Genomic DNA, 22,322 nt, shown 5'->3' on the forward strand with positions numbered 1-22,322 from the left:
CACCGGCCCCCTTCTTACTTCACTGCTGGAACAAAACTCTCTCGTAATCTATACTTTTGAACTTTTCCTGATGCTGTCATTGGATAGTCGTCGATAAAGAAAATATGTCGTGGTATTTTATGTCTAGAGATTTTATCCCGACAATAATCCCGAATTTCTTCCTCGGTTGCCTGCTCTTCTTCACGCAAAATGATCCAAGCTGCCGCTTCCTCTCCATAAACAGGATCAGGAACGCCTGCAACCTGTACATCTGCAATTTTCGGGTGTGTGTAAAGGAATTCTTCAATTTCACGAGGAGATATATTTTCACCACCGCGAATAATCATATCTTTTAAACGCCCTGTTACACGTACATAGCCCGCCTCATCCATCGTTGCCAAATCCCCGGTATGCAGCCAACCAGCCCCATCAATTGCAAGAAGCGTTTCTTCTTGGTTTTTATAGTAACCTTTCATGACGTGATAGCCTCTCGTACATAGCTCCCCTTGCTCATGCGGCGCAGCTTCTTCGTCTGTACCAGGAACGACGATTTTAACTTCCAGATTCGGCAATGCACGGCCAACGGTTTCTACCTTTAACAATAGCGGGTCATCTGCTCTCGTTTGTGTAATAACAGGTGAGGCTTCTGTTTGTCCGTAACAGATCGTAACATCCTTCATCCCCATTTTGTCGATCACGGCTTTCATCACCTCAATAGGACAATTAGAGCCTGCCATTACTCCAGTACGTAATGTGGATAGATCGAAAGACGAAAAATTCGGTAAATTAAGTTCGCTAATGAACATCGTTGGTACACCATGTAACGCTGTACACTTCTCTTTTTCAACTGTTTGTAGCACTTCAGTAGCTGAAAATTCCTGCACTGGTACCATCGTCCCGCCACTAGTCGTAATTGCTAATGTGCCAATTACACAGCCAAAGCAATGGAAGAATGGGACAGGGATGCATAAGCGATCTTCGAAAGTTAAACCCATACATTCTGCAATATTAATCGCATTATTGACCAAGTTATAATGCGTTAACATAACGCCTTTCGGAAAACCTGTTGTTCCCGAAGTATATTGAACATTAATAACATCGTCATAATGAAGCTCTTGCTGTCTTTGATCTAATTGCTCCTCTGTTATTTGCTCTGCAGCAGATAACACATCAGACCAGTTTAGCACTCCGGGGTATTTTGTCTCGCCAATTAAAATAACATTTTTCAATAAAGGCAGTCGCTCTGATTGCAAATTACCCGGTTCACAATGTTCAAGCTCTGGACACAACTCTTGCAGTGTATTCATAAAAGAATGGTCTCGATAATTTTCAATCAAAATAATCGTTTTTGCATCGGATTGCTTCAATAAATATTCCAACTCGCTTGAGCGATAATTAGTGTTGACAGTGACGATTGGGGCACCCATTTTACCTGTACCAAATTGCAGCTGTACCCATTCCGGGACATTAGTCGTCCATACTGCAATATGCTCGCCCTTCTCTATTTCAAGAGCCATCAACCCTCTAGCAACTAAACGACTTTGTCGATTGAGCTCCTCGTAGGTCATACGTAAATCCCTATCTGCATATACTAATGCTTCGCGTTGTGGATACTTTTCAGATTGTTCATCTAGCAATTGACCAATAGTTTGATACACAAGTTCTGCCATGAAAATCCTCCTTTTAGCTACTTAAGATGATTAACAGCCAATTAAACGAGAAATAACGAGACGTTGAATTTCAGAAGTTCCTTCACCGATTTCCATTAACTTAATGTCACGCAGATGACGCTCTACATCGTATTCTTTCATATAGCCTGAACCGCCGTGAATTTGAATGGCTTGATTACAAGTGCGGAAGCCCATTTCAGAAGCAAATAATTTTGCCATTGCCGCTTCCTTCCCGAACGGTTTCTTTTGATCTTTAAGCCATGCCGCCTTATGTACTAACGTACGCGCAAGCTCTATCTCCATTGCCATATCGGCTAATTTAAACTGTATTGCCTGAAGTTTTGAAATTGGTGCACCAAATTGTTCACGTTCTTTTGCGTATTTTAATGATTTCTCATAAGCTGCCTGTGCAATTCCTACAGATAATGCAGCGATGGAAATACGCCCTCCGTCTAAAGTATTTAAAAATTGGCTAAATCCGCGTTTTTCATCCCCTAAAAGATTAGCCCTTGGTACACGAACATTTTGCAAAATAATCTCACATGTATTGGAGCCACGTACGCCCATTTTGTCGTAATTGCAGTTGATCGTTACGCCAGGAGTATTAGTTGGTACAATGATAGCTGAGATGATTTTTTTACCATCTTCACGTTTACCTGTCACTGCAGTCACAATAATTTGACGTGCATGGCCAGCATTTGTGATCCAGCATTTTTCACCATTAATGATGTAATCATCACCATCAATTACGGCTGTTGTACGTGTCCCACCAGCATCTGAACCTGCATTGGGCTCTGTTAGACCAAACGAACCTAATGTTTCTCCCTTCGCTAACGGAACAAGCCATTCCTGCTTTTGCTCCTCTGTACCGAAATTATAAATAGGCGAAGCACCTAAGCTAACTGCTGCTGCATAGCTTAATCCTGTGCCACCACACGCACGACCGATTTCTTCAACAGCAAGTGCGTAGGAAACAGTATCTCCGCCTGAACCGCCGTACTCTTCAGGAAATGGAATACCTAATAAGCCTAGCTCTGCCATCTTTTCAAAGCTCTCTATTCTCATCGTCGATGTCTCGTCAACCTCACGAGCATACGGTTTAATTTCATTTTCAGCAAAATCACGTACCATGTCTCGAATCATTGCTTGCTCTTTCGTTAGTTCAAAGTTCATCCCCAGTCCCCCTAATGTTTAATGTGCCATAGCGGATTTCGTTCAGATGTCAGTTGCAATGCATCAATTATGCCTCGACATAATTGCGTCCGGAATCGACTTTGTGCCAACAAATGTTTTTTGCGCGAAAGCGTAGTGCTAACGAAGCGACAGCAACAGCACGCCGTTGATCACTCAGTCGTTGCCACAGGACGTGGCGTTCTTAGGCTGAGTTCTTCTATTTCAACAGGTGTTTGGACACCCGTTGAAAGAAGTTAATACCGACTAGTCGGTTTGTTTTAAATATTAATAAAACCAGTCTCTTCCTTCGCTGCTGGCTTCTCCTTGACCATAAATTGAACTGCTTCTTCCATTGCTTGTTCAGTGACAATCGCACGCAATACCATATCCGTAAAGACTTCTGTAATTTCCTCCATTGTTAGTGGACCTGATTGCTTAAACCATTTGTATGTCCAGTTAATCATCCCAACAATAGCCATCGTTACAATAGTACAAGGTAGTTCTGTACGAAAATCCTTTGTTTGCTGGCCTTCCTCTATGACTTTTTGTAAAATATCCCGATATTGATCTCGTTTTTTATGAATAATTTCACTATATTCCTCTGGCAATGAACGGCTTTCCTCATAAAAAACAGTAATATGTGCTTGATACACATCAAATACTTGAGTCAGTGTTTGCAGCATCGCACATAAACGTGTAATCGGTGTATCGTATTTGTCATATGCCTCCTGTGACTGTTTAATAACATATGAAATAAATACATCATGAATTTCATACAACAATTCATCTTTCGATTTAAAATTATGATAAAATCCACCCTTTGATGCACCAATGTATTCAACAATGCGATCAACAGTGACATTGTGATAGCCATCTTGCTGAAATAGCACGACAGAAGCGTCAACAATGCGTTGTTTTAACGTTTTCTTTACCATAGGCATCTATCATCCTTCTTAATAACTCTTTACTCCATCACTCTTTATAATTAGAAAAAGTTTTGGGTCATCACCATAATGTGTGGTTGATTTCCGTTCCGGCTGGGGGCTTTCCTGGGGCGTTCGATGAGCCGCAGATCCCCGAGGAGTTGCCCAGCCTCCACTCCAATCAACTTACGCACATGGCATATGTTTTAGCAAAATGCCATCCCTTCTCCTTGTGAATAAACCTGATTTTTCTTAATTATAAAAAAACTATGACACCATTAATATAGCATTTACAAAAATTAGTGTCTAGCATCGATATAGATTTTATTTAAAATTACGAGAATTTATTTTACATAAAGCAGAATTTTTCAATTATCCACAAATCAATTTCGCCTTGGTGTAATTGGCCGCTGTCGCTTTGCTTTCGGTACAAGAGAGATTTGTAACTGTCGTTTTACTTACGTTACATAAAACACTTGCTGAATGAAGAAACACAAACATACATTTACTGTATGATTTCCAACTTGTTTTCATTACTAAAATCGAAAAAAATTCCCTAGCGCTGTATAAAAGCACTAGAGAATCTCAAAAACATAGTTATGAAGCTTTTGGTATTTTACGTAGCCACGAAATAATGATTGCAATGATTAATGCAAAGCCTAAATACCCCATCGCTGAATATACCTTTCCAACTAATGTCGTGAACCCTACTAAACTCGCGACAAAGCCTATTAAGCCTATCACCACAATACCTAATTTAAAATAATGATGGTCAGGCGCTATAAAACGTACTGTAAATGCATAAAGCATTCCTACAGCTGTATTGTACATCATGCCTAATAAAGCAATAGACATTAAAATACCTACTACTGGATGAATTTGTTTTGCTAGCTCTAATGTTGGCATTGCTGTCCCACCAACTACATCCATTTTAACGAACAAAGCAATATTAATAAGTATGATTAAAACACCGAGCATTATGCCGCCAAGAAGGCCACCTAAACCAGCAATCTTGCGATCTTTTACCGTTCCCCCCATAACAATTAACATCGCAGTACCAGCAGCTATGTTATAAGATACATAGAGAAGTGCGCCCAATATCCAATTTGAAGCCGCAGATGTTTGCTCTTGCGCCAACACATTCTGTTCTGCCATCGTTAAGTCCATCGTGAAAATAGAATAAATTAATATAATAAAAACGATTCCCATTAAATATGGCGTCACTAAAGCTATTATATTAATAATATTTTTTACATTTAATAGCAATGTTAAAATCGTAATAATTACCATAAAAATACTGCCAATCATCGGATTTACACCAAACATTTGCTCAAATGTTGATCCCGATCCAGCAAACATAACAACGGCTACACCAAATAAGAAGAATGTAATGACAATATCTAATATCACCCCAACATAACGTCCACCAATTTGATAGATAACCTCTTTATGAGAGGTCGTTTGTGAATCCGCTCCTAATTGCGCTAAACTCATCCCTAAAAAGGCAAATGCGATTGTTGCGACAATTCCCCCCGCTATGCCGTATAGACCAAAGCTCGTAAAGTATTGCATAATTTCTTGTCCTGATGCAAAGCCAGCACCAACGATTAATCCTACAAATGCGCCACCTATCTGCCAACTTTTTTTCATAGAACACCTGCTTATCTAATCAATTATATTCATAGGCTTCTTAACGAAATATCCTTCTTGTACTACTCAAGCCACGTTATTTATATGTTTTCTGTGCTACTGTGAATAAATCGATTGTCTCCCTATTCACTTCATAGCCGATCCCCGCTTTTTGTGGAACTTCAATATAACCGTCCTTCACTACAACTTCCGGATCTATGATATCTTTTTCCCAATAACGACTTGAGCCTGCTGTATCTCCAGGTAAAATAAAATTCGATAATGTAGTTAATGCCACATTATGTGCACGACCAATACCAGACTCCAGCATGCCTCCACACCAGACTGGAATGTTGTTTGCCTCACAATAATCATGTATTTTCTTCGCTTCTGTTAAGCCACCAACACGTCCAATTTTAATGTTAATAATTTTAGTACTGCCTAACTGAACGGCTTTACGTGCATCTTCTAATGAATGGATACTTTCGTCCAAACAGATTGGCGTATCGATTAATTTTTGTAATGCTGCGTGGTCAATGATGTCATCTGACGCCAATGGCTGTTCAATCATCGTTAAATTAAAAGCATCTAGTTGCTTGAGCGTTTCAGCATCTTCGAGACGATAAGCTGAGTTCGCATCTGCCATAAACGCCACATCAGGGAACGTTTCACGCAATGTACGCATTACTGCCACATCCCAACCTGGCTTAATTTTGATTTTCATTCGTTTATAGCCCTCTTTAACAAAGCCATCTACTAACGCTACTAAATCCTTGATTGATTGTTGAATACCGATACTGATCCCTACTTCAATGTTGGCCTTTTTGCCACCTAGCGCAGCTGCCAGTGATTGATTCGTCTGTTGGGCATAAATATCCCAAATAGCACCTTCAATCGTTGATTTCGCCATATTATTTTTGCGAATTGGTTTAAATAGCTCGTTCACCTCATCTGGATGCTGAAGCTCTTTATTTAAAATAAGAGGAATTAAAAAATCCTCTAGCATATGCCAGTTCGTTTGCAATGTTTCCTCGTTGTACCATGGTGAATGGAACGCTACAGATTCTCCCCAACCGATTGTTCCTGCCCCATCCTTGGCCTCTAAAACTAAAAAATCTTTATCATCGAATGTACCAAAGCTAGTTGTAAATGGTTCTTTTAATTTCATTTTTAAATGTCTAATGGTAATTTCCGTGATTTTCATATTGGTTTGCCCCTTCCAGATCTAAAGTTTCTAATTTTACGAGAACATACTCGTTGTAACGTTCTTTCTGCTGCAATTGAACTGCCGCATAGCCTTGTGCAAATAGTCGTTGTAATAAATATCTCGTTTTGAAACGCCAGTCCAATGCTAATGCTGGATCTTGTAGCTTCAATGCTTGAAAATCCTTTGGTACAGGTAATGTATATAAGTCTTCGTTATATTTCGAATTTTCAGTTATATCCAAACGTAGAAATCCTTGTTCATTTGATACACAGCTTGCCACTGGTATGGCATCTGTCGCATCTATTGAAACATTTTTACTTACGTAATTAGAGGTTATATGCCAGCACACCTCAAAACGATCTGAAGGCAGTCCCTTATTTAAGCCATCCTGCATTTCACCGTAGCAGTTTTCTATATACGTATTACAAATACCATTTAATTTGGACAGATTGAGAAAACCATTTCGAGTTTCCAGTGGATCAAACGTCCACACCATTAAATCGTAGCCTCGCTCAATAGCAATAGCTTGCTGGGCATATTTTAATTGTTCACCTATTCCTTGGGAGCGGTAATTTTCGTCTATTCCTAACATATGAGAACATAAATAGCTTTTGCCCTCTCGAAACCCCGAAAAGCCATAGCTAAAGCCAACTAATTGATCACCATCATAGGCACCAACAACGATACCGCCATTTTTCACAGCTGTTAAAGTTTGATGAATGGGAATTGAAGGCATGCCCCAAACGTTATATTCCAATTGCTGAACTTGCTCCAGCTGTTCGATTGTCTTTATTTCCCTTATGCCAATCATCGCTATCACTTCTTTCTATTCTTTATCCCATATTCTATAAAGCTCTTAAAATAGCTCTCGTGATAATGTTCACTCCGGTAATAAGTCGCTCTCGATTAAAGGTCATTTTCGGATGATGTAATCCTGGTGTTACACCACAACCTAAGCCAAGCATTGTTGCTTTAAGGTTCGGACGTTCATACGTATAAAAATGAAAATCCTCTCCTCCAGGAGTGACGACTGGTGAAGCACATGCTTTTTCACCAACTACGTCAACAATCGCTGCTTTCATATGCTGTAATGCCTCATCATTCACTAACGCTGCAACAATATGCGCATCTACATGTAAGGAAATTTTCGCACCATACATCACTTCTACCGATGCTTTTACACGTTCAACACCCTCCGTGAGAACTTGCATGACTTCATTTGTTTGTGCTCGTGCATCGATGCTAAATGTTGCTTTCCCCGGAATAATATTCGTCGAGATTCCTCCTGCATTAAATTGTGTCATTTTGACGGACGCAGAGACATTGGGGTCTGTCCAGATTTTTTGTAAACCTTCGACAAATGCAGCCCCTACCTCAATTGCATTAATGCCGAGTTCAGGTCGTGCGCCATGTGCCTCTTCCCCAAGAATTGTCCCAGTAAAAAGCTTGGCAGCTCCGTGGTACAATGCTGGAGCATACGTCCCATCCTGTAATTCTTTTAGCGGACGAACGTGAACACCAAATAAGTATTCTAAATGATCGATAAGCCCCTTCTCAACGAATGCGTGAGCGCCCTGTGCCTTTTCTTCAGCAGGCTGAAAAAGAATACGTACTGCACCGGGGAGTAAATGCTCCATATCCTTTAACACTAGTGCCGTCCCAATAGCCATCGTCATGTGACCGTCATGGCCGCAAGAATGATTAGCTTGAAATTTGCCATCTACTTCCTGCCATAGTGCATCAATATCTGTACGAAATCCGACTCTCGGTATCCCTTCCCCAATATCTACATACAGTCCCGTCATATCCTCGAACAACTGAGGCTCCATCTGTGCCTCCTTCAATAAATTGGCGATGTATTGCGTTGTCTTCTTTTCCTGCCAGCTAATTTCCGGATGCTCATGTAGATGTGTAAAAATATCAGCCAATCTCGGCTGTAAGTTTTGTAAAACTTGATTCATTGTATTCAACTCCATCGATTTGCTAAAAAGCTATTTTGGAAATCATCATATTTTACGCGTTGATTTTCATAATAGTCGTGATCTTGTGCAGTCATACCTGCAATTAGTGTATTTAAAAATGAAATCAGTGCTGGCATTGCATCAATCGTAGACATTTCTTGTTGCTCATTCACAAAGGTAATCGTCGCATATTGCGTGATAGGTGCAATTTTAGAATCTGTAATACCAATAATCTCGCAATTTTTCTCTTGAATTTCGGCTGCAAATTGAATCGGTTCTTTAAAATAACGATGGAACGATAAAATAATGACCACACTATCCTCATCAATTTCTTGTAAAGCTCTAATGATTTCACTAGTTTCAAAATCCAAAAGCACTGCGTTAGGACGTAGTATATTTAACGTAAAACACAACCATTGTGCCGCTAAATGGGAGGACCCATTGCCAACAATATAGATTTTTTTCTTCGTATGCAGCAGCGTGGAAGCACGATTAAAATCTTCCTCGTTAATGCTCTTCGCCACATTTAAAATACTCGCTGCATCCTTTTCCATCGTCTTTTCATAAAAACGTGGGGTCTCAAAAAGTGCCTGCTTTGATTGCAAATAATTATGCAAGCTACTCGTATTGCCTTCATTGAATAACTGCATCGTAATCTCTCGCTGCAGCTCAGCATAACCCGATAATCCGATAGCGTAGCAAAAGCGGATAACCGTCGTTTCACTTACCCCTGCCTTCTCCCCCACATATGCAGCTGAATGAACACCAACAGTCTGCAAATTTTTGAGGATGAAGATCGCTACCTTTTGCTGACTCTTTGAAAGCTCCTGATATTTATGTTGAATGACTTGTTGAATTGTTTGATTATCCACCAAAGAAGTACATCCTTTTTATTTTAATTTTTGAAGCTTAAACTTCATTTTCATGTTACATACAGTAGCACAAATATTTTCGCAATTCAATATATTTTCTGAAATTTCTGTTTATACATAGAAAATAGAAGTTTTACAATTTAATGGCGCAATATCATAACGTGTGGTTGATTTCCGTTCCGACTGGCGCTTTCCTAGGGGCGTCCGATGAGCCGCTTCGCTTCGCTGCAGGGTCTCGGGCCAACACGAGGTTGGTCACGAAGGCGTTATCACAGGACGTGATGGTTTTAGCCTTCGTTCCTCTATTCGCTGATCCCCAAGGAGTCGCGCAGTCTCCACTCCAATCAACTTATTCACATACGTATAAATAAAATGTCATCCGCAACTTTTGAAGATTAGCTACCTTTGCCGTTCATTTCATGAATTGAATCGCTCGATGCCAAAGAATGATACTCATTTTTCTTGTACAACCTAAAAAATGCACAAATGTTATCAAATCAACATTTGTGCATTAAAAAAGTTTATTTATCTAAGTTAAATCCTTTTAGTAGATCTGCAAAAGCATTATTCAAAGGTTCTGCTTCTTTTTCTTGCTGTTTCATGTACTTCTGTACGCTACGCTTATCTACTTTGCCACCGCCTTCTTTTTTACGACGGGCTTCGAATGCAGATAACTTTTCACGATAACCACATTTACATACGAAGATTTGGCCATCGCCTTCACCACGTAGTTCTAACTTTTTCTTACATTGTGGGCATCGTGCGTTTGTGACGCGTGATACGTTTTTACGATGTCCACAATCACGGTCTTGGCAGACAAGCATTTTACCTTTTTTACCGTTGACTTCAAGCATTGGCTTGCCGCAATCTGGGCAAGATTTTGTTGAAATATTGTCATGCTTATATTTTTTATCACTTGCTTTAATTTCAGCGACTATTTCTTGCGTGTGCTTTTTCATTTCATTGATGAACACTTCTTTTTTCAACTTACCTTTTGAAATGAGCTCAAGCTTTTGCTCCCACTCGGCTGTTGTCGCAGGAGAACGTAATTCTTCAGGCACTAAGTCAAGTAATTGACGACCTTTGGATGTAATGTAAATTTCTTTGCCGCCGCGTTTTTCGATTAAGAATGAATTAAAGAGCTTCTCAATAATATCTGCTCGTGTTGCAACTGTCCCTAACCCACCTGTTGATTTCAACGTATCTACAAGCTTCTTATCGTTCGTTTCCATATACTTCGTAGGATTTTCCATAGCTGATAATAATGTCGCCTCTGTAAAACGAGCTGGTGGCTTTGTTTGGCCAGATGTTTGGGCGATTAGCTTTGTTTTTAATACTTGTCCTTGTTCTAAACGAGGAAGCAGCTGCTCTTTGACATCATCCGTAGATTCTTCATCATCAAAACGATTTTGATATACTTCTTTCCAACCTGCAACTGTTACGGTTTTCCCTTTAGCGATGAACTTCTCATTACCGATTTGAGCTTGTACTGTTAATTGCTCATATTCTTGTGCTGGGAATAATACAGCTAAAAATCGTTTGACAACTAAATCATATATTTTACGCTCTTTATCATTGAATGCAGAAAAGTTCACATAGCCTTCAGTTGGAATGATGGCATGGTGATCGGATACTTTACTGTCGTCTACAAATGATTTATTTGCTTTAATCGGCTTTGTTAAAATTTTATTCGCTAATGTACGATATTCGCCGATGCCACATGCTTTTAGACGCTCAGGTAATGTACCTACAATATCAGATGATAAATAGCGTGAATCTGTACGAGGATATGTCAGCACTTTATGAGATTCATATAGCTTTTGCATAATATTTAATGTTTCTTTTGCCGAATAGCCAAATAATTTATTGGCATCTCGCTGTAATTCTGTTAAATCATAAAGACCTGGGGCAAATGATTTTTTAGGCTTGCGGTCAATTGAAGCAATCTTTGCATCTTGATTGCCTAATGCTTTAACAATAACGTCGACTTTTTCTTTATTGAAGCTACGTGAATTACCATTTGCATCTTGCCATGTAAGCTTTAATGAATCTGTTTGTGCTTCAATACCGTAGTACGTTTGTGGTTTGAAGTTTTTAATTTCATCTTCGCGTGCAGCAATAATCGCAACAGTTGGTGTTTGAACACGGCCACAATTCAGCTGTGCATTAAATCTTGTCGTTAATGCTCGTGTCGCGTTTAACCCGATATACCAGTCAGCCTCAGAACGCGCAACCGCGGCAGCATATAAATTATCGTAGTTTTTCCCCGGTTTTAAATTAGCAAATCCTTCTTTAATCGCTTTATCTGTAACAGATGAAATCCATAAACGTTTAATTGGCTTTTTCACATTTGCTTTGTCAATAATCCATCGAGCAACTAATTCCCCTTCACGCCCAGCATCCGTAGCCACAATGATTTCGTTGACATCATTACGTGTTAATTGTGATTTGACTGCATTATATTGCTTGCCTGTTTGCTTCATCACTACTAGCTTCATTCGGTCTGGCAACATTGGAAGATCTTCTAAATTCCATGTTTTATATTTATTATCGTAGGCTTCTGGATCGGCCAATGTCACTAAGTGCCCTAATGCCCAAGTAACTATATATTTGTCACCTTCTAAAAATCCATTCCCCTTTTTATTACATTTCAAGACATTTGCTATATCACGTGCAACTGAAGGTTTTTCAGCAATAACTACACTTTTAACCATATATTCGTACTCCTTTACTAACTATGTACTGTCTAATATACCATAAGTTCGGGGTAGAAATTGATTAGAGCTACCTTCTTAGTCTCCATAATAGTCATTGCCGAAGAACTGATTAGGTAAGCAAGGCAAAATAAGCAGGTTCCCCACAGAGCTGGGTTTAAGGCTGTTTTCTAAAAGATTGTTGCTGTTAAAACATAAAAACAGAGTAAATCTACAAAATGTGTAGAATCAACTCTGTTTTTTGGTTTGGTATTTCTTGAATCGAATATTTAACTAAGCACCAGTTAGCCATCCATGCAGCGCAAAACCCGCGCTACACCACAGAAAATGAAAGATGATCACGTTCTTTCGGAGTTCAATAAGAGGTTAGATGAAAAGAGGCTGGGACATAACTAAATGGTTCCTTCATAAAGCCGAATAATCTATAAATTAACAAAACACGATAAATAGAAAAACCGAACTATTCCGAAACACTTCATGAGAGTTTCATTGGATAGTTCGGTATTTTTGTTGGCTGAAACACATTTGTCCCAGCCCCTTTGTGTATCTTATAAGAATATCTCGTCATAACTTAAGAATTTTATCATGTATATCGAGGGTTTACGTAGTACATCATTATCCCTGACCTTGACCTTCATCTAACTCAAATTCAGTTACTTTCTTAAGGTCTTTATTTACATTAACTAAACATGTTTTTCCTCCATCATATTCAAAATAAAAATGATAGTACCAATCCTCTTTTGCATCTTTACCTGTATTTACTTCTTTACTTTGTGCTTCTGAAAATTCATAGCTTTTACCATCTAATATGTTATTCTCTTTAACAAAGTTAGTTGCTAAATCTTTAGCTTCATCATAAGAAAAATCTTTATAATTTTGATTTTTAGGTTCTCCTGGATGATACTGTAGACTTATTATCTTATTAGTTTCAACGTCTATTACAGCATTATAGTAAATGGCTGTATTTCCATTTATAAATTCACTATTTTTATTAGACCATCCTGTCGAATAAAATTTGTGTCCGTCTATCTCAAAAAACTGATTGTTTCTTTCATAAAAGTTTTTAGTATCTATTGTTTCATTAAAATTCTTTTGAAAAGCATTAAGTGCTACTTCTTTAAGTTTATTTTCTTTGTAACTGTCTTGTTCAACAGCCTGTTCAGCCATATTTGGCACTATATTATTTGATGCATGTGCAATAGCTGTAACACCTCCAGTACTCAATATCCCAACTAATGCTAATCCCAATATTTTCGTTGATTTCATAATATTTTTCCTCCTGTAATCGCAAGTTTTAAATTTGTTTTACTTCCTTGCTATAACTGAAGTATAGTAGATGAATCTTAAGAATCTCTTATTATAGCTCTTAAGAAATTATAAATATTATTAGTATCAAAATGAGAAAGTGAATCATTAAGCTTATGTGCATTAACTATTCAACTTAACCCCTTGTTCAACTAAAATGCAACGTTAGCACAATAAGAAAAAGGAGCTGTTTAAGCAGCTCAATGATCTTCAAGTAAAGCACCCGTTAGCCACCCATGTAGCGCAAAAATTAGCTCTTCACCACAGAAAATGAAAGATGATTAAGTTCTTTCATGGGAATTGAACAAGAACCATTATTTATATGACACATCATTATCCTACTATTAAGACAAAAGTAATGCTGGCTTTTCCATTTATCTAAAAATTATTTCCTTTACATCATTTTTTTGAGGTATGGAATCTTTCGCCATACAAAATGACTTAGCAAAAAACTTAGAATGATTCCTAAAAATGCCGTTATAAGAAATTTAGCCATGACCGGTATTGGTAGGTCATTCAATGTATATTGAAGGAAGACAACTACTGGCACATGGATGAAATAAACAACAAATACATTGTTTGATAACATCTTTGACCAACGATTAGTGCCGTTAATTTTTTCTCTAAATAAAATTAGAAGACCGATTACAAGCGAAATACACAATAACGTCTCAATGAATGATCGAGTCAACGAACCAAGGTTTTGTCCACCCTTTAAAAGAAAAGGATCTACCGTATTCCCTCCAAAATACAAAATAGTTACTATTAATACTCCAATAAAAAGCCAGATGTATCCTACTCTCGCGCTCAAAGTTAAAAACCATTTACGATGATTGGCCATAATGCCTAAACAAAAGAAACTCACATACTGTGGTACATGTGCAAATTCTGTTTGAATAAATCCTACGAAAGCTGTCCAATGATCAATAGGAAACCAGATCCTTGTAATGAAAGTCACTAAACTAACGATCAACCACAGGGAGAGAATCTGATAAACCTTAATGTTTCCATCAAATTTTTTTGTGGATTTCTTGGATGTAAAGAAGGTCCAGACTGAAAACACAACCGCATACACAAGTAAATGCTCTAAAAACCATAAATGGCCAAATTGCATATCAGGCCATGATGGTCCAGACCAATTCGCGGGTTCACTACCAAGTCCAAAAAATATATTAACATAGTAAGAAAAAAATGAGATGGGTTCATAATCTCTAAAATTCATGTAATATAAATACATCAGAATAGGAATCATCACGAGAAATCCCAGTAGTAATGGAATACCAATTCTAATAAGCCGTTCTTTTAAAAACCGTTTCGGCCCTTTTCTCGCGATTGATTGAGGGAGAAAATAGGCTGATAAAAAGAAAAACATACTCATAAAAAATGCTGCATTTACAGAGAAAAACCTACCCAACCAGTTGATGGATTCACCATCCAAAAAATACCACCAACCACCTGGTCCATAGGCTTGTCCAGCATGGTGAGCTACTACAAGCATAATTAAAGCTATTTTTATATTATCGATGAAATATAAATGATCACTCTCTTTTTTCACCTTTAAAACTCCTTTCCCATTAAAAGTTATACTTTAAATAATAGTAACGTATATTTCACCTTTAATGGTAAAGGATTACATTATAGGTTAATAATCTCTTATTCTTGATCAATCATTTTTTTGCATTATCGTCATTCTGTGATATAGATAATAAGTTAATTCCCACTTCTACTAACCTGCCCCGTTAGCCATCCATGAAGCGCAAAAATTAGCACTTCACCACAGAAAATGAAAGACGATCACGTTCTTTCATGGGAGTTGAATAGCAACAATTTAGAAAATAGCCTAATTTTAAGAGCAAATTCACAATTAACATGAATTTGCTCTTTTTCTATGCTTCAAATAAAAATATCGAAGATGAACTGCATACTCAAACTCTCAAAACATATATTAAGTTAACAGAATGTTCACAAAATCGAAAGGGGATGAATGAATGGATGCTCGCACTTTCAGACCTCGGAATGTGATTTGTATGACAATTATTGTTTTTATATCGATGTTAATTGGTTACGGGATATATATAAATTTTATTGATGTTCCCTTTCCATGACGGCCTTATTTCTTTAACTGACTTAACAAGAACTTTCGGTTGTCTAGTATGCGCTGATCTTTTGGCTTAAATTTACGCGCTGTTTCATTATGCTGAAATGCATTTTCATAGAGACGCAAGCGATTGTATAACAAGCTTAGCTGTAAATGTGGAAGCCATGTGGAATAAGCGTGCTTGTGAATAGCCATTGTCTGTTCTATAGGTTGCTGTAATGCTTGTGAATACCAGTAAATAGCCTCTTTATTTTTCGATTGCTCCATAAAAAAATGACCGATTCGACAGCATGTTTCTGGTCTTGGTCGATCATATAATAATGATTGTAAAATAGCTTGTGTTGCTTGTTTTGAATCATGTAGCTGTTGGTAGCAATCCGCTAAATTTAAGCAAGCTTGAATTTGATCATCAGCAGAGCCTTTTGTGGAATCTAGGAAAATATTATAGTGATTGATAGCTTCTAAAAATCGCTGATGAATTTTGAGTTCATTTGCGTAATGAAAAGTTTCTCTAGCTGAAAATGGGTGCCCTTCTTTCATTAAACGCTCATAAATATTAATATTGCGATGAATATCACTTTTTCTTGGCAAATGTGTAACTGCTATATCGCTATGATAGAGCTGGCCTGTTACATCTAAATACTCATGGACGGCACCCTGCCACTGAAAATTACGTGCACGTTTTACGAGACGAAATCTCTTTTCACTTGATTCTACACAGCCTTCAGCATCCAGCGTTATATAATAATCCATGGAAACAGCATCGACATTAGAATAAAAAAGCGATTGTTTAAGTTGCAGAAACTTTTGCTGATGTTCTGTTGTGATCACGTCATCTGCATCGAGCCATAAAATAAAATCTTTCGTAGCTTGCTGAAAGGAATAGTTACGCGCTTTGGCAAAGTCATCGCACCAGGTAAAGTCGAAGATTCGAGAGGTGTAGTTTCGGACGATATTTTTTGTACGATCAGTTGAGCCCGTATCAATAATATTGATTTCATCCACTAAATGTTGAACGGAGTCTAGGCATCTTTCAATAGTACATTCTTCATTTTTGACAATCATACATAAACTAATCGTAAACATCGGTCCCCTCCTCTTTTTGTAATAATATATGCAAGCTAAAAAATTTAACGAGGCTATTTACCATTTTATCTCCTAACTTTTTTAATTTATCACCCAACTTTCCCGTTTTATCGACATACACCTCGAAAAGCACAAAAAAACGAACGCTGCACACGTTCGTTTTTTGTCTTATAAATATTTTTTACGCCACTCTAGTTGTTCTTTTTCTGTGAGCTGTTGTTCTAGGTGCGAATCCCATTGATTTAACAATGCATTCCATATACGAACGAACAAAATATCTTGTTCTTGATCGTGAAGGACAAATTCAAGGCATGGGATATCATTGATTTGTTTAGCGTCTGTTTCAACAATTTTTGAAATTATTTTTTGAGAGGCTTCGGCTCCAGCTCCAGCTTTTTCTTCATCCTCTTGCTGTAGCGCTTCTATTAACATCGCTTCTTCGAATTGCTCCTGCTTCTCAGCCTCTTCATCCACATAGCGATATAGCTCTGGTAAATCATCGAATTCTTCTATATTGTCCTCGTCGACAGCAAGAAATGCAAGATGGCATGGGCTATAGTAAAGGTTAGCCATTTCTACTTCTAGCTCCTCTTCGAAGATGCCACGTTCCAGTTGCTGCTGTCCTTTAGAGGTTAATCTATAGAAGCTTTCCGTTTGCTCAATAAGATTTACTCGAGACATTAACGATACTAAATCCTCAATAAATAACGGATCGACTAGTAATAGCTCACTTAATTCTTGTGCGTTAGCAAAATCCGCTTCCTGTATGCTCATTAACAGCATAGTCATCAAGACATCCATAGTAGAACGACGAACTGGTTCATAGGTCACTTCTACTGTTCGAATCGGGATGCACCATTCATCGGTTTTGACGATTTTAATATGTCGATTTTGCTGAATTTCACGCATTAAGCGCTGCTGTAATTTTGACAATCTACATCACCTGTCCTTCTTGATTACGCAAGCCGTTATAGGATTTCACGGTCTCTAACAGATTGCTGTACATCTCTCGTGTATCTGGATGCTTCGCACGTTTGGCAAACATCTCAGCACTTCCGACAAGTAATAATAGTTCTCGTGCACGAGATAAGGCAACGTTTAAACGGCGATAATCTCTTGCAAAGCCAACGTCTCCCCCTTTAGGCGTATTACGTACCATACTAACTAATATGACGTCCATCTCCATCCCTTGGAACTTATCGACTGTCCCGGTTCTAAATTGAAGATGTGGTAGCTGTAATTCCTGTTGTAGAAGGCGATTAATTTTCTTTACTTGCTCTCCGTAGAAGCTAATTACTCCAACACTTTTTTGTGCATCCTGAGGTATGCGTCCAGCTGCTTTAGCTTCAATAACAGCCTTGTTCATATCAATTAAAATACGACGAATTGTTTGTAATTCACCCTCATTGTAACGACTCGTTCCGCCCTTTACCTGCTCCTCTAGATAAGGTTTTTCAGTTGGAATATCGACCCATAGTAAATGATCATCACGGTTCACAAATTGTCCTTCTAGGCAATGATCTCGTGCTGCATCCGAATCTGGTAAACCACATTGCAAACCATTTTCCTCTTTCGCGTAAAACGGTGTAATACTGTGCATAATTTTTTCATGCATTCGATACTGCAATGCCAGCATTTGCTTATGTGTTTGCGGTAAATTATTAAATAAGCGTTCAAACAGTGATTCACGCAGTAAATTTTTCAACTCCTGTGCGCCGTCAAAGTTTGGATTTTCATCGAGCATCGCCTTTAACATTTCCTCCAACGTATCGTCTCCAAGTAGTGGAGGTAGCTGATGATGATCGCCTACTAAAATAACTTTCTTACCTTTAAGCATTGGCAACAATAGCTCAGGTGGTGTTGCCTTGGAAACTTCATCAATAATAACAACATCAAATGTCGGGTAGTTCTCCATAAACTCCTTACTTGCCGAAGCAACGCATGTTGTACCAATAACATTCGCATGACGAACATATAATTTACGAATTTCATCTAAATCATATTCAGTAGCATTTTGCAGCTTGTCTCGCCATTGCTCTTGTAATTTCTTTCGAAGAGGTAGTTGCTGTTCCTTGCGCTGTAATTCCACTATTGCTGTTTTCGAGGATGCAATTGCTTCCACTACTTCCTCGGAAGTGCGCTCTGGTGTTGATTGTAGAAGCTTTGTGCATGCTGTGAGCTGCTTCTCCTTCTTCAATCCAGCTATATTAATTTCTTTAATATTTTCTTCTAATTGTGTGAGCTGTTGTTCAATCTCTTGCAAGCTTGTCTGCGCTGTTTGAAGTGCCGCTTTCTTCGGTAGGAGCTGTGTATTAGCCTGCTCCACTGCCTCAAGCTGTTGACGTACTGTTTGAAGAGAAGATTTCGATTGTGACACAAGCATTTTTAAATGCTCTACAGACTCTTCTGGCTCCGCATCAATTTGGAATGCCTCCGCTAGCTGCTGAAGTCGTTCTGTATGCTGTAAAAATGGCTGCAATTGTCGCTGTAAGCTTTGAACGTCAAAGCTAGTTATCGCGCATTCTTGATGTACTAAGCCACCAATACCTTTACGCAAGGACTCAAACTCCCGATCTTTATGATCTTGTTGTTGTTTAAGAGCTACACCTTTTTGCCAGACAAAATCACGACGCATATATAATCCGAGCAAGAAACTCTCAATTTGCTCGGCAGGAGGTGTTTGATCATCTTGAAAGGCTGTATTGAGCTGCGCAAAAACACCTGTTAAATTTTGCAACGAAAACGATTGAACTTGCTGCACTCTACTTTTAGCAAGGGCACGTTCCTTTTCTTCACCAGATACTAACGATTCAAGCTTTGCGATCGCTTTTTGCAAACGTGAATTGATAGTTGCCCATGCCTCTAAATCTTTGGCATCCTCTAAATGCTGCAAGCGATTAATTTGCTGTGACAGCACATAGGATGGGCGAATATGATAGTGCTGTAAAAATCGATCAATTCGCTCATAGGACGTTAAATTACTAATATATTGTTCGGCTTCCTTCATTAATCGAAGACGATTATTTTCCTCTTCATATTTCGATTGGATATCTTTGAACTGCAGTGCTAAATGCTGCTTTTGCTCTTGCAGCTCCTTATATTGAGCAGCTGCTTCCAATCGCTCCATTTTTTGAGTAGTTTCTTCTATAGTAAGCTTCAGCTGCTCTATAGATGGGCTTTCAGCAATGGTTTGCTCAAGCGACTTTACAGCAGGCTCGATTTGCGCCAGCTGCTTTTCGTAATGCTCTTTATGTGCCTCATTCTCCTGCTGTTCAGCTTTTGCAGCCTTTAATTCTTTCTTTAAGGCTTGTATTTCCTGCTGTAAAATGGGCTCGTCAATTGCGGCCTGCTCTTTTGCAGCTATTTCCTTTGTTAACTCCTCAAGCCACGCCTCAAGTTTTTCTAGCTCTTCTTCAGCCTTGGTAATACTTGATTTTAGTTCTTGTTCACGTTCTGTAAAGGCTGTTATTTCCTCTTCAATCGCTACGAGAGTTTGCTCACGCCAATGAAGCGCAACATTTTCTTCAATAAATTTTTTACCCTCTTCTTCAATACTTTCCGTTCTACCATAACGTAAAATTCGAATTTCTTGATTGGAAAGAAGTCGCCCTAATGCATTATCCACAGCTAGATTTGATTGAGAAGCTACGAGTGTTTTTAAGCCCGCCTTAACATTTTGCTGACAAATTTCAGAAATAACAGTTGTCTTCCCTGTACCAGGAGGTCCTTGAATGACATACAAATCTTCAACAGACAATGCTCCTAAAACAGCCCGTCTTTGATATTCGTTTAAATTATTGTGAAAAACAATATCCTCCCGAAGCTTTGATGCTCGGACAGTTGGGCGTTTTTCAAATAGTATTGTCTCTAGATTAGGGTTAACTGCCTCGCCTTTTTCTAGCTTTGTAAAACCATTGCGTAATCGTCTAATTTGACTCAATGTCGCAAAATTACTAAAGCTCGCTTGCCTTGAACGAAGGTTAAGTTGATCTTTACGTGCTAAATCCTGCACAAAAGGCTTTAAGTCAATTTCTATTGTCTGCTTCCCTGCATGAGCCTTTAATACTTGTCCAATTTCACCGCGTACCCCTTGAATGCTCACACTTAACCCTTCAAGCTTCTTCCATTCCTTCGATTTTATATACGGACAGACAATTGTCAGCCTAGTAAAATCTTCGTTAAAATAGCTTTGCTTAAACTCTGTATGAATATCATCAATGGTCGCATCGCGTTCTTGAATTTTTAAATAGCCTTCCCAGCTTGAGATACGCTTTTTCACATATTCTGTGCGTTCCTCGGCTATCGGTAGCCCTCTTATTTTTGTATGAAGATCAAGCGGAATCCCTGCGCCATTATTAGGTCTTGTAACAAATTGTAATGCTACTGGTAAGCGTCGGTTTGTATTGATTGGGCCTCGCATATGTACAAAACGAATATTAGTAGCTAGCAATCCTTCAACCTTTAGCACACAATCCATAATGGCTGTTTTCTCAGCAATGACGTCGGTTAGCTTTTCATTTTGCTCCGCATTAAAATAAATCGATAAAAATGTTTCACCAACTGTTTTTGCTTTGCGCTTTTCGATATAGACGGTGAATGTTTTTTGTAAGGCAAAAAAGGCCTGCTCATTTGCTGAGCATTCCTCTACCGCTTCCTTCGCCTTATTAGTCAATATTAGACTACAGCGTTGTTTTTCTAGTATAGCGATGTCCTGCATGAGCAGCCCTCCCTTCCGTTTCACTAAAATTCTATTTTATCACATCGTAAAAGGATACTTGAAAAGAAAAATCCCCTGCACAGTGATTTCTTTCCACTGCACAGGGGATGAATTTTATTTTAATGTTGATCAATCGGTTCTTTCGGCAATGTTTTGCTCATTTCACAATACTGTACAAAAACACGAGCCAATTCACGTAAACGATTATGAACATCTTCGTCGACAATATTATTATCTGCATCAAAATGAGATGTATGTGTGTATACATAGTTCGGCGTTACAAGTGCACGGAAGTAATCTAAAATTGGTTTCAACTGATTTTCTACTACTAAATGGTGCTGATACGTACCACCATTTGCCACAATCGAAACTGGCTTATAGCGCATTGTTTTCGGATGCAAGAAGTCAAATGCATTTTTTAAAACGCCTGGAATTGATGCTTGGAAAATCGGTGTAGCGATAACATACGCATCCGCTTCCTCGAACTTTTGAATCATTTCTTTCATGTCATCATTTAACGGTGAACCGTCTACAATTTGATGCTTATATTGACTAAAATGCATAATTTCTAGGTCGAAACTTGCATCTAATTCTTTAATATATTGCTCCACTTGTTCTAAAATAGCACCAGTTTTACGACCAAACATTGTGCCATCAACGAGTAAAATTTTCATGTTCACTTTGCCTCCACATTCATTTCTACAATAATATTGTAACAAATGAAAAGAGGCACGGAAAGAATTGTAATGGTTAAAACCGTAATTTCAGTCTTTAGGCGGAACGGAGTCTACACAAGAAATATGCTTTCTAAAAGTTATCACTAACGTCGCACGAATTTTAATTGAATTTTCTGTTTTCTTATCCTTCCGTTTTTGAAGAAAATAAAAGATACTAAAGTAGAGATAGTAAACATCCATTTTTTTACTATAACCTTTGACTGAGGCAACTAATAACTCAAAATCCTTACGGTACCGTATTTCCTTTGATT

Annotated in this window: 17 protein-coding genes; 1 reads left to right on the forward strand and 16 read right to left on the reverse strand. The window is 38.3% G+C overall.

The window, feature by feature from the left end:
- Positions 1–14 precede the first annotated feature (14 nt).
- Both ACYQ73_RS13115 and ACYQ73_RS13120 read right to left on the reverse strand, forming a co-directional pair.
- Positions 15–1,649, reverse strand: coding sequence for an AMP-binding protein (locus ACYQ73_RS13115; RefSeq protein ID WP_460012892.1), 1,635 nt, complete (start codon positions 1,647–1,649; stop codon positions 15–17).
- Between the two features lie 30 nt (positions 1,650–1,679).
- Positions 1,680–2,822: an acyl-CoA dehydrogenase gene (locus ACYQ73_RS13120; RefSeq protein ID WP_370082471.1), complete on the reverse strand. Its 1,143-nt coding sequence runs from the start codon at positions 2,820–2,822 to the stop codon at positions 1,680–1,682.
- Positions 2,823–2,942: 120 nt separating this feature from the next.
- Here ACYQ73_RS13120 and ACYQ73_RS13125 point away from each other — a divergent pair, with 120 nt between their 5' ends.
- Positions 2,943–3,080 (forward strand): hypothetical protein, encoded by a 138-nt coding sequence (locus tag ACYQ73_RS13125; RefSeq protein WP_460012893.1) that lies wholly within the window; start codon positions 2,943–2,945, stop codon positions 3,078–3,080.
- A gap of 20 nt (positions 3,081–3,100) precedes the next feature.
- On the opposite strand, the gene ACYQ73_RS13130 is transcribed toward ACYQ73_RS13125, so the two are convergent.
- From ACYQ73_RS13130 to ACYQ73_RS13195, 14 genes are all read right to left on the reverse strand, one after another.
- Positions 3,101–3,757, reverse strand: a complete 657-nt coding sequence (locus ACYQ73_RS13130; RefSeq protein ID WP_370082530.1) for a TetR/AcrR family transcriptional regulator — start codon at positions 3,755–3,757, stop codon at positions 3,101–3,103.
- Positions 3,758–4,342: 585 nt separating this feature from the next.
- A complete protein-coding gene (locus tag ACYQ73_RS13135) occupies positions 4,343–5,395 on the reverse strand; it encodes a YkvI family membrane protein (RefSeq protein WP_460012894.1) in 1,053 nt (350 codons plus the stop codon).
- A gap of 76 nt (positions 5,396–5,471) precedes the next feature.
- Positions 5,472–6,578 (reverse strand): o-succinylbenzoate synthase, encoded by a 1,107-nt coding sequence (gene menC, locus ACYQ73_RS13140; protein ID WP_460012895.1) that lies wholly within the window; start codon positions 6,576–6,578, stop codon positions 5,472–5,474.
- Positions 6,553–7,392 carry a GNAT family N-acetyltransferase gene (locus ACYQ73_RS13145; protein ID WP_460012896.1) on the reverse strand — a complete coding sequence of 280 codons (840 nt, stop codon included), beginning with the start codon at positions 7,390–7,392 and terminating at the stop codon, positions 6,553–6,555. The genes menC and ACYQ73_RS13145 overlap by 26 nt, the downstream gene beginning before the upstream one ends.
- Positions 7,393–7,426: 34 nt before the next feature.
- Positions 7,427–8,542, reverse strand: coding sequence for a M20 peptidase aminoacylase family protein (locus ACYQ73_RS13150; protein ID WP_460012897.1), 1,116 nt, complete (start codon positions 8,540–8,542; stop codon positions 7,427–7,429).
- A 5-nt stretch (positions 8,543–8,547) separates the two neighbouring features.
- Positions 8,548–9,414, reverse strand: a complete 867-nt coding sequence (locus ACYQ73_RS13155; protein WP_460012913.1) for a MurR/RpiR family transcriptional regulator — start codon at positions 9,412–9,414, stop codon at positions 8,548–8,550.
- Between the two features lie 521 nt (positions 9,415–9,935).
- Entirely contained in the window at positions 9,936–12,128 is a 2,193-nt protein-coding gene (locus ACYQ73_RS13160; protein WP_460012898.1) for a DNA topoisomerase III, read from the reverse strand.
- A gap of 615 nt (positions 12,129–12,743) precedes the next feature.
- The gene (locus ACYQ73_RS13165; protein WP_460012899.1) at positions 12,744–13,394 is read right to left on the reverse strand and encodes a hypothetical protein; all 651 of its coding nucleotides are present in this window, start codon (positions 13,392–13,394) and stop codon (positions 12,744–12,746) included.
- A 433-nt stretch (positions 13,395–13,827) separates the two neighbouring features.
- On the reverse strand, positions 13,828–14,988 hold the full coding sequence (locus ACYQ73_RS13170) for an acyltransferase family protein (protein ID WP_460012900.1): 1,161 nt from the start codon (positions 14,986–14,988) through the stop codon (positions 13,828–13,830).
- Between the two features lie 555 nt (positions 14,989–15,543).
- Entirely contained in the window at positions 15,544–16,617 is a 1,074-nt protein-coding gene (locus ACYQ73_RS13175; protein WP_460012901.1) for a glycosyltransferase family 2 protein, read from the reverse strand.
- Positions 16,618–16,785: 168 nt separating this feature from the next.
- Positions 16,786–17,550 (reverse strand): hypothetical protein, encoded by a 765-nt coding sequence (locus tag ACYQ73_RS13180; RefSeq protein WP_460012902.1) that lies wholly within the window; start codon positions 17,548–17,550, stop codon positions 16,786–16,788.
- 1 nt (position 17,551) lies between these two features.
- Positions 17,552–21,334: a DEAD/DEAH box helicase gene (locus ACYQ73_RS13185; RefSeq protein WP_460012903.1), complete on the reverse strand. Its 3,783-nt coding sequence runs from the start codon at positions 21,332–21,334 to the stop codon at positions 17,552–17,554.
- A gap of 119 nt (positions 21,335–21,453) precedes the next feature.
- The gene (locus tag ACYQ73_RS13190; protein WP_460012904.1) at positions 21,454–22,008 is read right to left on the reverse strand and encodes an NADPH-dependent FMN reductase; all 555 of its coding nucleotides are present in this window, start codon (positions 22,006–22,008) and stop codon (positions 21,454–21,456) included.
- A gap of 90 nt (positions 22,009–22,098) precedes the next feature.
- Positions 22,099–22,322, reverse strand: a 224-nt coding sequence (locus tag ACYQ73_RS13195; RefSeq protein ID WP_460012905.1) for a hypothetical protein, incomplete at its 5' end; no start/stop codon positions are given.

It is taken from the genome of Lysinibacillus sp. CTST325 (genome assembly GCF_054665055.1).

What these genes read in the sequence shown, in the direction of transcription:
- ACYQ73_RS13135 (WP_460012894.1), bottom strand. Translation starts at nt 5,395, where the DNA reads ATGAAAAAAAGTTGGCAGATAGGTGGCGCATTTGTAGGATTAATCGTT.
- ACYQ73_RS13145 (WP_460012896.1), bottom strand. Translation starts at nt 7,392, where the DNA reads ATGATTGGCATAAGGGAAATAAAGACAATCGAACAGCTGGAGCAAGTT.
- ACYQ73_RS13115 (WP_460012892.1), bottom strand. Translation starts at nt 1,649, where the DNA reads ATGGCAGAACTTGTGTATCAAACTATTGGTCAATTGCTAGATGAACAA.
- ACYQ73_RS13175 (WP_460012901.1), bottom strand. Translation starts at nt 16,617, where the DNA reads ATGTTTACGATTAGTTTATGTATGATTGTCAAAAATGAAGAATGTACT.
- ACYQ73_RS13185 (WP_460012903.1), bottom strand. Translation starts at nt 21,334, where the DNA reads ATGCAGGACATCGCTATACTAGAAAAACAACGCTGTAGTCTAATATTG.
- menC (WP_460012895.1), bottom strand. Translation starts at nt 6,578, where the DNA reads ATGAAAATCACGGAAATTACCATTAGACATTTAAAAATGAAATTAAAA.
- ACYQ73_RS13150 (WP_460012897.1), bottom strand. Translation starts at nt 8,542, where the DNA reads ATGAATCAAGTTTTACAAAACTTACAGCCGAGATTGGCTGATATTTTT.
- ACYQ73_RS13190 (WP_460012904.1), bottom strand. Translation starts at nt 22,008, where the DNA reads ATGAAAATTTTACTCGTTGATGGCACAATGTTTGGTCGTAAAACTGGT.
- ACYQ73_RS13165 (WP_460012899.1), bottom strand. Translation starts at nt 13,394, where the DNA reads ATGAAATCAACGAAAATATTGGGATTAGCATTAGTTGGGATATTGAGT.
- ACYQ73_RS13120 (WP_370082471.1), bottom strand. Translation starts at nt 2,822, where the DNA reads ATGAACTTTGAACTAACGAAAGAGCAAGCAATGATTCGAGACATGGTA.
- ACYQ73_RS13130 (WP_370082530.1), bottom strand. Translation starts at nt 3,757, where the DNA reads ATGGTAAAGAAAACGTTAAAACAACGCATTGTTGACGCTTCTGTCGTG.
- ACYQ73_RS13160 (WP_460012898.1), bottom strand. Translation starts at nt 12,128, where the DNA reads ATGGTTAAAAGTGTAGTTATTGCTGAAAAACCTTCAGTTGCACGTGAT.